Source organism: Paenibacillus oryzae, from assembly GCF_001675045.1.
Taxonomy (GTDB): domain Bacteria; phylum Bacillota; class Bacilli; order Paenibacillales; family Paenibacillaceae; genus Pristimantibacillus; species Pristimantibacillus oryzae.
The window spans coordinates 298,527-312,604 of sequence record NZ_LYPA01000064.1 but is presented as its reverse complement, the minus strand read 5'-3'; the positions used below and the strand labels follow the sequence as shown (position 1 = coordinate 312,604).

Here is a 14,078-nt window from a genome sequence, read left to right as displayed (position 1 = left end):
GGAGACAGGAAGCCTGCCCCGCTGCCTTGTGACGGCGGGAGGCAGGCTTCCCCTGTTGCTGGAGGTGATTTCTGACATGAGCGAACGGGGCGGTAATAAGCGAGGACGCGGAAGTAACGGCTTGCCGTCTGGCGCAAACGGGGAACCGCAAAATTTGAATGCGCTGGAGAAATCGCTGGGCGTTCTTAACAAACGAATGGAGCATATTGCATCCGAGATGGAAAGGACCCATATTGCGGAATATGTGGACCTGCTTAACCGGCCATTCAGCCTGATATGGCGGAATTTGCTGGCAGGCACCGCTCGCGGCGTCGGTATAGCGATCGGATTTACGTTTTTTGCGGCAACCATATTGTATTTGCTGCAGCTGCTGGGCGCGCTTAACCTGCCCATTATCGGGGACTACATTGCGGAAATTGTAAAAATCGTACAAATCCAGCTGGAAGGGAAGGGCTATTGATAGCAAAAGCTTTCCAATGCTTCCCTAAGCGGGCTTGCATATGCTCCGGCTGAAGCGGGAAGGCGGCCTTATTCCTCAAGGGTATGGTCGCCTTCGTTGCTGTGCATATAGTCGTCATAATGGGAGTTGCGGACAATGGTTACGTGTCTGCCGGTAATGTCGGTAGCAAGAAAGCTTTCCATTGCTTCCACGCAGCCTGCCAGCTCTTCATCGTCGCCGCCAAGATCATCGTAATTATCCACTTCCCGATGCTGGGACATCGCCGGAGAATCGGAGTTGCCCCATTTTTCGACCGTTTGCCAGGAAAATTCGTTTTGGGGCCTGCTATGCTCTGGACGGTCAATACCCGCGCGGCCCATAGCCGGCGACAAATCGCCTGTTGGAGCGATGTCGGGAGCGTGGGCCTCCAGCATAGCCGCGTGCCTGACGCAATAAAGGCTGTCCGGCATCGCCTCAAGCCGTTCAGCCGGAATAGGCTCGCCGCATGCTGCGCAAAGGCCATAGCTTTTGCGATCCATTGCTGCCAAGGCGGCTTCGATTCGCTCCAGATGCAGATGCTCGCGCTCAAGCAGCGTTTGATCCTTTTCCCGTTCATACATTTCACTTGCCATATCTGCAGGATGATTGTCGATGGGACTAAGCTCGCCTGTCCAGTCGCGCATGGATTGGGACAAGCCGTAGCGCTCTCCGCTTTGGATTCGTTCCCTGATGTCTTCGCGTTCCTGCTCCAGTCTGCGCCGGAGGGACGTTATTCGAGGATCGATTGTTTTTGACATACGGGCACCTTCCTTAAGACAATGTAAAAAAGGTTGCAGCTTGAATAAATGCGGGTTCAAAAAGATGCGGGTTCAAAAAGGTTGTTTTTAGGGCAGAAATGCTGGAATAAAGCTAGCTGAAAGCAGACTTATTGAACAACCTTTATTAGCATGTGCGCTTGATGCCCTTTTCACTAAGGAGATGCATGGAAGACCGCTTGTTCAGACAACAGGCGGACTGGCTTCACTGGATTCCACCTTAGCCGTTATGCTACACTAGGGCGTGTACGCAAGTCCGTTTGCATAGATTTCCATAGGAGTGATAACATGCGTTCTTTGTATTATTACCTGCTGGCGGTTGTGGTCCTGATCGTGGACTTTTTTACGAAAAAATGGATTGTTGTGGAAATGAATCAATACGAATCGTTCAGCGTAATAGGCAATTTTTTTCTGATTACCTCACATCGTAACAAAGGTGCCGCTTTTGGCATTTTGCAGGAGCAGCGCATCTTTTTTATCATTATTACCGTTATTATTTTGATCGGCCTGGTTTGGTACATGCAGATGATGCGCAATAAAGGAAAGGGCATATTGCTCGCTGGTCTGGCGCTTGTGCTTGGCGGAGCAATCGGCAACTTTATCGACCGGGTTCGTTTTGGCGAAGTGGTGGACTTTTTTCAATTTAATTTTGGAAGCTATACGTTCCCGATATTCAACATTGCGGATTCCGGCATTGTGTGCGGGGTAGCATTGATTCTGTTGGACACCTTATTGGGAGCTAGGGACGAGAAAAAGGCATTAAATGAAGCAGAGGGTAAGGAGCAGGCGCAGCATGAATAGCGAGCATTCGGAAAATCGTCTGGAATGGCAGGCTGAGAGCACTGGCATTGGCGACAGAATAGATAAGTACATAGTGGATCGGCTGGAAGAGGAAGGAGAGGGCGGTATTTCCCGCACCCAGGTACAGGAATGGATCAAGTCCGGCGCGGTTTCTGTAAACGGACGTCTTGTAAAAGCCAATTACAAGCTGACGTTGGGCGATCAGGTGCAGGTTGACGTTCCGGCTGCGGAAGAGCCGGAAATTGTGGCGGAGGACATCCCTCTGGATATCGTGTATGAGGACTCTGACGTCATCGTCATCAACAAGCCGCGCGGCATGGTTGTGCATCCCGCTCCGGGACATGCCTCAGGAACGGTTGTTAATGCGCTCATGCATCATTGCAAAGACCTCTCCGGCATCAATGGAGTATTGCGTCCGGGTATCGTTCATCGGATCGACAAGGATACAACGGGCTTGCTTATGGCCGCCAAAAACGATTTGGCGCACGTTTCTCTAGCGGAGCAGCTCAAGGAGCATTCCGTAAGCCGGACGTATATTGCTCTGGTGCACGGCAATATGCCGCATGACCAAGGTACCATTGACGCGCCTATCGGCAGAGACGGTCAGGACCGCAAGCTGTTTGCGGTGACGGACCGCAACAGCAAGGAAGCCGTGACCCATTTTACCGTGCTGGAACGGCTTGGCGATTATACGCTGCTGGAGCTGAAGCTGGAAACGGGCCGAACGCACCAGATTCGCGTGCACATGAAATATATCGGTTATCCCATGGCTGGAGACCCGGTCTATGGCCGAAGCAAAACGGTTGATCTGAACGGCCAGGCGCTGCATGCCGCGGAGTTGGGTTTTACACATCCCCGCAGCGGGGAACGGCTTCACTTTACAGCGTCGTTGCCCGATGATTTTCAGCATGTAATGTTATCTCTTCGTTCGCGTTAGGACGCTGGTCTGGCATGGACTGAGGCTGGTCTGTCAGGAACTGAGGCTGGTCTTGCATGTGCAAGCTGATCTCATCGTGGCAAGCCTGTTGTATAATGAAAATTGGCAAGACGGTTAGCGGTCACGGATGACCGTCAGAGCCTCAAAAAGCTGATTTTGCTTCATATAGCGGTCATCTTTGTCCGTTAGATGCTCAAAAGCTGGTTTTACGCGGTGAAAAACAGGGCTTACGGTCACGGATGTCCTTTAGGCAGTTGATTTTAATCATAATTGGCTTCTAACGGCCATTTCTGTCCGCAAGCTTGCAGCCTTGCAGACCCATCACATCGCAGACATGCATTCATAGTGCTTACAGCCCTGAAGACCAGCACATCGCAATCATTCGGCCCCGGGTTTGCAGAAGTATTAATTACACATCAAAGAGCTATACGTCAAAGACTACATGTCAAAGGGTTACGCTGGACGTGCAGGCGGAAGAAACCTCAAGCCTCTTCTGGGTTTGAGGTTTTTTTTCAGTAACCGTCATTCGGCGATTTCTCGGTGAGACCCAAATAAGTACAAACTTTTGCTCATATTGTTCATTATGTTGAGAGTTGAAGTGGGTTATTCTTAACCTAAATCCAATCAATCGATCCATTAAGGGACAGGTGAGAAAACTTGACAACCATTAATCAAAATTATTTGGAGCTGCAGGGCAGCTACCTATTTTCTGAAATCGCCAAACGACGCACGGCCTTTATACAAAATAACCCCAATGCGGAAATTATAAGCCTTGGCATCGGCGACGTAACGCGCGGCTTGCCAAGCTCCGTGCTGAACGCCATGCATGCGGCTGTGGATGAGCTGGCAGAGCCAGGCTCCTTCCGCGGTTACGGCCCGGAGCAAGGCTATGACTTTTTGGTAAAAGCCATTATCGAAAATGACTACAAATCGCGCGGCATCGATCTGGCGCTTCACGAGGTTTTCGTCAGCGACGGCTCCAAATGCGATGTCGGCAATATTCAGGAAATTTTCAGCAATGACGCCATCGTTGCCGTTCAGGACCCGGTTTATCCCGTATATGTGGACACTAACGTTATGGCGGGCCGTTCTGGCTCCTTTAATCCCGATACAAAGCGCTACAACAATATTGTTTATCTGGAGTGCACGGCGGAAAACCAATTCAAGCCAAGCCTCCCAACGCAAAAGGTAGATCTGATTTACCTTTGCTACCCCAACAATCCGACGGGCATGACGCTGACGAAGGACGAGCTGAAGGTTTGGGTGGACTATGCGAGAGAAAACAACTGCCTGATCCTGTTTGACTCCGCCTACGAGGCGTTTATTCAGGAAAAGGATGTTCCGCACAGCATCTACGAAATTGAAGGCGCCAAGGAAGTGGCAATTGAGTTCCGCAGCTTTTCCAAAACGGCCGGATTTACCGGCGTGCGCTGCGCCTACACGGTTGTTCCGCGCGACATCAAAGGTTTTGATGCTGCGGGCAACACGGTGCTTGTCAACGATCTGTGGAATCGCCGCCATACAACCAAGTTCAACGGCGTATCTTATGTAACGCAACGCGGCGCGGCAGCCATCTATTCGCCGGAGGGCAAGGAGCAAATAGCATCGCTTGTGAATTATTACATGACAAATGCAGGCATCATTCGCGAAGGTCTTGCATCCATCGGCCTTGAGGTTTACGGGGGTGTGAACGCTCCGTATATCTGGCTAAAAACACCTAGCGGAATGGACTCCTGGAGCTTTTTCGACAAGCTGCTGGGCGAAGCTCATATCGTAGGCACGCCGGGTGTCGGCTTTGGGCAAAGCGGACAGGGATATTTCCGCCTGACAGCGTTTGGAAGCCTGGAAAATACTGAAAAAGCCGTTGACCGCATTCGCCAGCTGACTCTGTAAACAATAGCACTATCCCGCTTGACATACCTTGTCGAACGTGGGATAATTCCTATGATACAGAGCAGAACCTTTAAGTCAGTCCCGTGAGGCTGGCAAGGTGTCGTGAATAATGGTCGAATGGTGAAGTGAAAACGGAGAGCCGTCTTTGTCTGTACCCTCCTTGCGAGAGCAGCGGACAAGAGGTTCGGTGCAACACGTTTTCTTTCGTGACTAATCACAAACTCCTTGCGGACTCCGCAAGGAGTTTTTTTGAGCGCTTATACGGCTTGGCCGTGCAATAAAAGCGCAATTCACCACCTGATTGACGGTAAAACCAGCAAGGTCGAAAGGAGACAAGGCCATGGCGGACGAAGAGCGTTTGGTCATCATGGACGAAACGGCGATACGCAGGGCATTGACCCGTATTGCGCATGAAATTGTCGAAAAGAATAAGGGTATCGAAAATTGCATCATCGTGGGCATACGCACGCGCGGCATTTACCTGGCGAACAGGGTAGCGGAGCGGATTGCCGAAATCGAAGGCAAGCCGGTTCCGGTCACGGAGCTGGACATTACGGGATATCGAGATGACCGGCTGCCGGAAGGCAAGGCTGGCAGGGAGCCGCAATCAACGGGGCTTTCGCCGCTGAGCGTAAAGGACAAAATCATTATTCTTTTCGACGATGTGCTGTACACGGGCCGAACCATTCGCGCCGCGATGGACGCGTTGATGGATTGCGGCAGACCGCAAAGCATTCAACTGGCGGCCCTCGTTGACCGAGGTCACAGAGAGCTTCCTATCCGGCCCGACTTTGTTGGCAAAAACGTTCCCACCTCCAGACAAGAGCAAATCGAGGTTTCGCTTCATGAAATCGACGATTCAGACGAAGTAATCATCATTCATCAAAGGGGGCAGGCCGTATGACGCTGACGCAGCTGAAGCAACGCAGTTTGTTAGGTCTTAAAGAGCTTGGCAGGGACGAAATTGAAAGCATTCTGGATCGTGCCGCTTATTGGGAAAACCATCCGGTCAAAATCCATAAGGAGCTGCAGGGCAACATTGCGGCCAACATGTTTTTTGAAAACAGCACGCGCACCCGCTTTTCCTTCGAAGTAGCGGAAAAAAGGCTTGGCGCGGAGGTCATCAACTTTGCAGCCGCCGCCTCCAGCGTCGAAAAGGGCGAATCCATTTACGATACGGTCCGCACGCTGGAATCTATGGGCATCGACGTAGGCGTCATTCGCCTCAAGCCAATCGGCTTGCTCGCGGAGCTTGCGGAAAGCATCAAGGTTCCGCTGGTCAACGCTGGCGACGGCAATAACGAGCATCCTACGCAAGCGCTGCTGGATTTGTATACGATGCGGAAGCAGTTCGGCAATCTGGCCGGCCTGAACGTATCGATCATCGGAGACATTTTGCATAGCCGGGTCGCAAGATCCAATCTGTACGCGCTTCGCAAGTTTGGCGCCAACGTCAGCTTCTGCGCGCCGCAAAACATGCAAGCCCGCGAGCTTGACGTACCGTATGTTACAATGGATGAAGCAATCAAGGCTGATGTTGTCATGATGCTGCGCGTTCAGCTGGAGCGCCATGATAGCGGCATGATCAAATCGGCGGAGGAATACCGCGAGCAATACGGTCTTACCGTGGAGCGCGCCAAATCCATAGCAGACCACGCCATTATTATGCACCCCGCTCCGGTTAACCGGAACGTGGAAATTGACGGCGATCTGGTGGAGCATCCGCAGTCCCGCATTTTTCCCCAGATGGAAAACGGCGTGCCGATCCGGATGGCGGTTATCGAACGCGCGTTGACCTGATGCGCCGTTGCGGTTCATGACAGCAGTGCATCAAAGCGGTTACTCGGCAGCATGCCGGGGAGAAGCTATGAAATCGGAGGTTAATAAACAGTATGTCTTTGTGGATTATTAACGGCAAGATTTGGAACGAGGAAAAAGGCGCTCTGCAGGCTTGCCACATTCAATTGGCGGACGGAGTTATTTCCAGTATCGTAGATGGAAGCGAAAAGGCGGACACAGGAAACGCCGAGGTTATAGATGCCGAAGGGAAGCTGGTATCGCCAGGCTTTATCGATATGCACGTTCATTTGCGGGACCCTGGCTTTGAACATAAGGAAGATATCGCAACAGGCTCGCGTTCGGCGGCAAAGGGCGGTTTTACAACAATCGCCTGCATGCCCAATACGAGACCGGTCATTGATACGCCGGAAACCGTGCAATATGTACTCCGGAAAGCGGAGAAGGAAGCGATCGTCAAGGTGCTGCCTTACGCTGCTATTACAAAAAACGAGCTGGGACGCGAGCTGACTGATTTTGCCGCCCTGAAGGAAGCGGGAGCCATCGGCTTTACCGACGACGGGGTAGGCGTTCAGAACGCGCAAATGATGAAAAACGCCATGGCGCTAGCGAAGTCGCTGGATATGCCGGTTATCGCTCACTGTGAGGACGACTCGCTGGTTGAGGGAGCTTGGGCATCAGAAGGCGAGTTTTCCCGCAAGCATGGCATCAAGGGAATTCCGAACGAATCGGAAGCCATTCATGTCGGGCGCGATGTGCTTCTTGCGGAAGCGACAGGCGTGCACTACCATGTATGCCACGTAAGCACAGAGCAATCGGTCCGGTTGATCCGATTGGCCAAGTCAGTGGGTATTTCCGTAACGGCTGAGGTTTGTCCCCATCATCTGGTGCTTAGCGACGAGGACATTCCGGGCCTTGACGACGCCAATTGGAAAATGAACCCGCCACTTCGCACGCCGCGCGATGTGCAGGCGGTCATTCAGGGGCTTGAGGACGGCACGATCGACATGATCGTTACGGATCACGCGCCGCATAGCGCGGAGGAGAAAGCGCGCGGGGTTGATCTTGCGCCGTTTGGCATCGTTGGTTTCGAGACGGCGTTCCCGCTGCTCTATACCCAATTTGTAGCCACCGGAAAGTGGACGCTCAGCTTCCTGCTGAAGCGTATGACGGAGGACCCGGCGCGCGTCTTCTCCCTTAATACGGGAAGGCTGACGGTAGGCGCTCCGGGGGATATTACCATTGTAGATCTGGACAGTGAAAAAGAAGTAGATCCACAGACCTTCCTGTCAAAAAGCAATAACACGCCGTTTGGCGGCTGGAAGCTTCAGGGCTGGCCGGTTCACACCATTGTGGACGGCAAGCTGGTTTGGTCGGAACAGAGCAAATGAACATCAGAGGAGTGAATGGAATGCAGGCAAGATTGTTGCTGGAAGACGGTACATTGTTCACCGGCCTTTCCTTTGGCGCGGAAGCGCAAATGGCGGGCGAGGTGGTTTTTAATACAGGCATTACAGGCTATCAGGAGGTATTGTCCGATCCATCGTATTGCGGACAGATTGTAACGATGACTTATCCGCTGATCGGGAACTACGGCATTACGCGTGACGACTTCGAAAGCATTCGCCCGTTTATTCACGGCTTCGTCGTTCGCCGTCATGAGCCGGTGCCAAGCAACTGGCGCGCGCAATATTCGCTGGGCCAATTGCTTAAGGAATACGGCATTCCCGGCATCAGCGACATCGATACCCGCATGCTGACGCGCAAGCTTCGTCACTACGGCACCATGAGAGGCCTGATCACAACTGGCAATGAGTCGGTTGAGGAATTGACAGAGCGTCTGGGCGCAACTTCCTTGATGCGTGATCAAGTTGCCCGCACGTCCACCAAGCATGTGTTCTCCAGCCCCGGCAAAGGAGAGCGGATCGTGTTGGTTGACTTCGGCGCCAAAAGCGGTATCCTGCGTGAATTGACGGAGCGCGGCTGTGATGTTGTCGTTGTGCCGCATGACACAACTGCGGATGAAATCCGCCGGCTGGTACCCGACGGCATTCAGCTGTCCAACGGCCCTGGGGACCCTAAAGACGTGCCGCATGCCGTCAAAATGATTTCCGAGCTGCTGGGCGAATATCCGATTTTCGGCATCTGTCTGGGCCATCAGCTGTTCGCCCTGGCTTGCGGAGCCGATACAACCAAGCTTAAATTCGGCCATCGCGGCGGCAACCACCCCGTGAAAGAATTGTCCTCCGGCCGTTGCTATATTACATCGCAAAACCACGGCTATACTGTGCTGGAGGATACAATTGCCAACACAGGGTTATCCGTTACGCATATTAACAACAATGACAAAACGATTGAAGGCCTGAAGCATAACAGCTATCCTGCTTTCTCCGTACAATACCATCCGGAGGCTGCTCCCGGACCTTTTGATTCCAGCTATCTGTTTGACGAATTCCTGGACATGATTCGCAAGCACAAGGCCACTAACCCGCAAAAACCTCGTCAGGCCGTGTTGTCGGAGACGTTGAAAGGAGAGCTTCAGTATGCCCAGAAATAATGAACTGAAAAAAATTCTCGTGATTGGCTCCGGCCCTATTGTTATCGGACAAGCGGCGGAGTTCGACTATGCAGGAACTCAGGCTTGCCAGGCTTTGAAGGAAGAAGGCTACGAGGTTGTGCTGATCAACAGCAACCCTGCAACGATTATGACGGACACCAATATGGCGGACAAGGTTTATATCGAGCCTATTACGCTTGATTTTGTTTCGCAAATCATTCGTCAAGAGCGTCCGGACGGCTTGCTGCCTACGCTTGGCGGTCAAACCGGCTTGAACATGGCGGTTGAACTGGCCCGCGCAGGCGTGCTGGAGCGCGAAAACGTAAAGCTGCTGGGTACACAGCTGACAGCGATCGAAAAAGCAGAGGACCGCGATTTGTTCCGTGATCTGATGCGCGAGCTGGAGCAGCCGGTGCCAGAGAGCGAAATTGTAACGACGGTTGAAGACGCGGTTGACTTCGCCAATACCATCGGTTATCCCATCATCGTTCGTCCTGCCTACACGCTGGGCGGAACTGGCGGCGGCATTTGCGCCAATGAGGAAGAGCTGCGCGAAATCGTAGCTTCCGGTATTCGCTACAGCCCGATCAGCCAATGTCTGATTGAAAAATCGATTGCCGGCATGAAGGAAGTAGAATATGAAGTCATGCGCGATGCCAACGACAACTGTATCGTCGTCTGCAATATGGAAAATTTCGACCCGGTTGGCGTCCACACGGGCGACAGCATCGTTGTTGCTCCGTCGCAGACCTTGTCTGACCGTGAATATCAAATGCTGCGCTCCGCATCGCTCAAAATCATCAGAGCGCTGAACATCGAAGGCGGCTGCAACGTGCAATTTGCGCTTGATCCGCATAGCTATCAATATTATGTAATCGAAGTTAACCCGCGCGTTAGCCGCTCCTCGGCGCTGGCTTCCAAAGCAACGGGCTACCCGATTGCCAAAATGGCAGCCAAAATCGCTGTCGGCTACACGCTGGATGAGCTGGTTAACCCGGTTACGGGCCAAACCTACGCTTGCTTCGAGCCAACGCTGGATTACATCGTATCCAAAATTCCGCGCTGGCCGTTTGATAAATTCGTAAACGCCAACCGCAAGCTGGGCACTCAAATGAAGGCGACAGGCGAAGTTATGGCGATTGGCCGTACCTTTGAAGAGTCTATTCATAAAGCGGTTCGCTCGCTGGAAATCGGCGTGCATCGCCTGCATCTGAAGGAAGCGGCGAGCTTAAGCGAAGAGGTTCTTCGCACCCGCCTGGAAAAGCCGGACGACGAGCGCATGTTCCTGGTGGCGGAAGCGTTCCGCAGAGGCTACAGCCTGCAAGACATTCAGGATATTACCAAAATTGACTGGTGGTTCCTGGACAAAATTCAAAGCATCGTAGCGTTCGAGGATCGTCTGCGCAAGGAAGCGACCTTGTCTCCTGCGACGCTGTACGAAGCGAAGCGCAAGGGCTTCTCCGACCGCTCCATTTCGGAAATTCGCAATGAAGGCTTCCCGAACGGCAGCCATACGACAGAAGGCGAGGTTCGCAAGCTTCGTCTGGATAATGGATTTAAGCCGGTGTACAAAATGGTTGATACCTGCGCCGCCGAGTTTGAAGCCACCACGCCTTATTACTACTCCACTTATGAAGTGGAAAACGAAGTGATTGAAACTCAAAAGCAGAAGGTATTGGTTCTAGGCTCCGGTCCAATTCGTATCGGCCAAGGCATCGAGTTTGACTATTCCACGGTGCATGCCGTATGGGCGATCCAAAAAGCAGGCTATGAAGCTGTTATTATCAACAACAACCCGGAGACGGTTTCCACCGACTTCAGCACCTCCGACCGGCTGTACTTCGAGCCGCTGTTCCTGGAGGATGTGCTTAACGTTATCGAGCAGGAAAAGCCAATCGGCGTAATTGTGCAGTTCGGCGGACAAACGGCAATCAACCTGGCTGCTCCGCTAACAAAAGCGGGCGTACGCATTTTGGGCTCCAGCCTGGAGAGCATCGACGCTGCGGAGGACCGCAAAAAATTCGAAGCTTTGCTTCGCAAGCTGGACATTGCCCAGCCTGAAGGCAGCACGGTAACTTCGGTTGACGAAGCGGTAGTGACCGCGCAAAAGCTGGGATATCCCGTTCTGGTTCGTCCTTCCTACGTTTTGGGCGGACGCGCTATGGAAATCGTGTACTCCGATGAAGAGCTGCTCAGCTACATGGAGGTTGCCGTCAAAATTAATCCGGAGCATCCCGTTTTGATCGACCGTTATATGCTGGGCAAAGAAGCTGAGGTTGACGCCATTTGCGATGGCGAAACGGTACTGATTCCGGGCATCATGGAGCATGTCGAGCGCGCAGGCGTGCACTCCGGCGATTCCATCGCGGTATACCCGCCACAATCGCTTTCCGAAGAGATCAAGTCGCAAATTGTGGACATTACGATCAAAATCGCCAAGGAGCTTGAGGTTATCGGTCTGGTCAACATCCAGTTCGTAATCCACAACGAGCAAGTGTACGTCATCGAGGTAAACCCGCGTTCCTCGCGTACTGTGCCGTTCCTGAGCAAAGTAACCAATCTGCCGATGGCAAATCTGGCTACGCAAGCGATTTTGGGCACCAAGCTGGCTGATCTTGGACATAAGGATGGACTGTGGCCGGAGGACGAATATGTCTCCGTCAAGGTTCCGGTATTCTCCTTCGCCAAGCTGCGCCGCGTTGACCCGACGCTGACGCCGGAGATGAAATCGACGGGCGAGGTGATGGGCCGCGACGTGCAATACGCTAAAGCCTTGTTCAAAGGGCTGATTGGCGCAGGCATGAAAATTCCAAACTCCGGCGCTATCGTAGCGACGGTTGCGGACAAGGACAAAGCGGAAGCAACAGAATTGCTGCGCGGCTTCTATAATATAGGCTACAAAATTTATGCAACGGGCGGAACGGCTGACGCGCTTGAAGCGGCTGGTCTGTATGTCACCCGCGTCAACAAGCTGAGCGAAGGCTCGCCTAATATTCTGGATCTGGTCCGTGAAGGCAAAGCCAACTTTGTGGTCAATACGCTTACCAAAGGCAAAACGCCTGAGCGCGACGGCTTCCGCATTCGCCGTGAAGCGGTTGAAAACGGAGTGGTCTGCATGACCTCCCTGGATACGGTGCGCGCATTGCTCCGGATGCTGGAGACAATCAACTTTTCGTCGCATTCCATGCCGGTAGCTTCACAGAAATAATTGAATTAACAGGAAGATTGGAGAGCAACACCCTTAAAGCATTGTTCCTAAACACCGATTATCAGCAGCAGGAGGATAGCGGACTTGGCGAACGGCGTTTTCAAGGGGGTTGCTCTTGGTCTGGGAAGGGGAAAAGAAATGAGTCTGACAAAGGAAGAAGCGGCAAAGCGCATTATGGTTGCGCTGGATTACAGCAATGCCGGAGAGGCCGAACGTTTGCTGGAGGAGCTGCGGGGCATTCCGTGCTACATGAAGGTGGGCATGCAGCTCTTTTACGCTGCAGGACCAGCCTTTGTGGAAAGCCTCAAAACTCGCGGCTATTACGTTTTTCTGGATGTCAAAATGCATGATATTCCCAATACGGTAAAAGGCGGCGCCCATAGCATCACATCGCTTGGCGCAGATATGTTCAACGTTCACGCAGCCGGCGGGTCCGCGATGATGGAGGCTTGTCTCGAGGGTGTTGATCAGGCGTTGACGGCTGGAGCCAAACGCCCCCAGGTGATTGCCGTTACTCAATTGACCAGCACAAGCCGTGAGGTGCTGAATCATGAAATCGGCATAACCGGCAGCGTGGAGGATTCCGTCATTGCATACGCAAAGCTGGCCAAAGCCTCAGGGCTGGACGGCGTCGTTTCTTCACCTGCCGAGGTCGTTTCCGTAAAAGAAGCATGCGGCGCAGCTTTTGCAACGGTAACTCCCGGCATTCGTCCGGCGGGCGCTGCCTTGAATGATCAGACTCGCATCATGACTCCTTCGCAGGCCATTGCCCAAGGCACAGATTATATGGTAATCGGCCGGCCCATAACGGCTGCGCCTAGCCCAAGGGAAGCCATACAGTCCATCATTGAGGAGTTGATATCCGTATGAGTAAAATAACGTTATCGGAGCTGCCGGCAGCAATCGCAGGCAAGCTGCTGGACATTGGCGCGGTCGCTTTAAGCCCCGGCGAACCGTTCACCTGGACGTCAGGGCTGAAGTCGCCGATTTATTGCGATAACCGGCTGACGATGTCTTTTCCCGACATTCGGGATTTAATCGCTGAAGGCTTTGCATCCATCATCTCTGAGCGATTCCCCGACACAGAGGTGATCGCCGGCACGTCGACGGCGGGCATCCCTCATGCAGCGTTTGTATCGCAAAAGCTGAATTTGCCTATGGCGTACATTCGCGACAAAGCAAAGGGACATGGAAAGAAAAATCAGATTGAGGGCCAAATTTTGCCCGGCCAAAAGGTGGTTGTTATCGAGGACTTGATTTCCACCGGAGGCAGCTCGCTTAAGGCGGCGCAAGCCGTTCGCGAGGCTGGAGCAGAGGTTGTAGCCGTACTGGCCATCTTTACTTATCAGTTCCCGGCAGCAGCTCAAGCCTTTGCGGACGACGGCTTTACGCTTGAAACGTTAAGCAATTATACGGCCTTGATCGAAACAGCCCACCAGCGCGGCATTGTTTCGTCAGGGGATTTGGACAAGCTGAATGGCTGGAAGGAAAACCCCGATCAATACGGCCGTTAATGAAATAATTGACGAAATAAATGCATAAGAAACAGGATGCCTTTGTGCCGCTTCTGACGGTACAAAGGCATTTTAATTTTTATCTGAAATGAGATATTGAAAAGAAGTAAAAATGCC

The 14,078-nt window shown here is 52.7% G+C and carries 12 protein-coding genes; 11 read left to right on the top strand and 1 reads right to left on the bottom strand.

Features of this window, described 5'->3' with window-relative positions:
• The first annotated feature begins 76 nt into the window (after positions 1-76).
• Positions 77-460: a DUF5665 domain-containing protein gene (locus A7K91_RS15305; RefSeq protein ID WP_245697535.1), complete on the top strand. Its 384-nt coding sequence runs from the start codon at positions 77-79 to the stop codon at positions 458-460.
• A 68-nt stretch (positions 461-528) separates the two neighbouring features.
• Here A7K91_RS15305 and A7K91_RS15300 read toward each other — a convergent pair whose 3' ends face one another.
• Positions 529-1,236 (bottom strand): TraR/DksA C4-type zinc finger protein, encoded by a 708-nt coding sequence (locus A7K91_RS15300; protein WP_068684194.1) that lies wholly within the window; start codon positions 1,234-1,236, stop codon positions 529-531.
• Positions 1,237-1,542: 306 nt separating this feature from the next.
• Here A7K91_RS15300 and lspA point away from each other — a divergent pair, with 306 nt between their 5' ends.
• The 10 genes from lspA to pyrE all read left to right on the top strand — a co-directional run bounded on the left by lspA (position 1,543) and on the right by pyrE (position 13,961).
• Positions 1,543-2,055 carry a signal peptidase II gene (gene lspA / locus A7K91_RS15295; protein WP_068684193.1) on the top strand — a complete coding sequence of 171 codons (513 nt, stop codon included), beginning with the start codon at positions 1,543-1,545 and terminating at the stop codon, positions 2,053-2,055.
• Positions 2,048-2,992: an RluA family pseudouridine synthase gene (locus tag A7K91_RS15290; protein ID WP_068684191.1), complete on the top strand. Its 945-nt coding sequence runs from the start codon at positions 2,048-2,050 to the stop codon at positions 2,990-2,992. The genes lspA and A7K91_RS15290 overlap by 8 nt, the downstream gene beginning before the upstream one ends.
• A gap of 657 nt (positions 2,993-3,649) precedes the next feature.
• A complete protein-coding gene (locus tag A7K91_RS15285) occupies positions 3,650-4,885 on the top strand; it encodes an LL-diaminopimelate aminotransferase (RefSeq protein ID WP_068684189.1) in 1,236 nt (411 codons plus the stop codon).
• Between the two features lie 340 nt (positions 4,886-5,225).
• On the top strand, positions 5,226-5,789 hold the full coding sequence (gene pyrR, locus A7K91_RS15280) for a bifunctional pyr operon transcriptional regulator/uracil phosphoribosyltransferase PyrR (RefSeq protein WP_068684187.1): 564 nt from the start codon (positions 5,226-5,228) through the stop codon (positions 5,787-5,789).
• Positions 5,786-6,685, top strand: coding sequence for an aspartate carbamoyltransferase catalytic subunit (locus A7K91_RS15275; RefSeq protein WP_068684185.1), 900 nt, complete (start codon positions 5,786-5,788; stop codon positions 6,683-6,685). Before pyrR ends, A7K91_RS15275 begins: the two co-directional genes overlap by 4 nt.
• A gap of 92 nt (positions 6,686-6,777) precedes the next feature.
• Positions 6,778-8,073, top strand: a complete 1,296-nt coding sequence (locus tag A7K91_RS15270) for a dihydroorotase (RefSeq protein WP_068684183.1) — start codon at positions 6,778-6,780, stop codon at positions 8,071-8,073.
• Positions 8,074-8,093: 20 nt separating this feature from the next.
• Positions 8,094-9,239 carry a carbamoyl phosphate synthase small subunit gene (locus A7K91_RS15265; RefSeq protein WP_068684180.1) on the top strand — a complete coding sequence of 382 codons (1,146 nt, stop codon included), beginning with the start codon at positions 8,094-8,096 and terminating at the stop codon, positions 9,237-9,239.
• A complete protein-coding gene (gene carB, locus A7K91_RS15260; RefSeq protein WP_068684178.1) occupies positions 9,226-12,447 on the top strand; it encodes a carbamoyl-phosphate synthase large subunit in 3,222 nt (1,073 codons plus the stop codon). Before A7K91_RS15265 ends, carB begins: the two co-directional genes overlap by 14 nt.
• A 138-nt stretch (positions 12,448-12,585) precedes the next feature.
• Positions 12,586-13,317, top strand: a complete 732-nt coding sequence (gene pyrF, locus A7K91_RS15255; protein ID WP_068684496.1) for an orotidine-5'-phosphate decarboxylase — start codon at positions 12,586-12,588, stop codon at positions 13,315-13,317.
• A complete protein-coding gene (gene pyrE, locus A7K91_RS15250; RefSeq protein ID WP_068684176.1) occupies positions 13,314-13,961 on the top strand; it encodes an orotate phosphoribosyltransferase in 648 nt (215 codons plus the stop codon). Before pyrF ends, pyrE begins: the two co-directional genes overlap by 4 nt.
• Positions 13,962-14,078 lie beyond the last annotated feature (117 nt).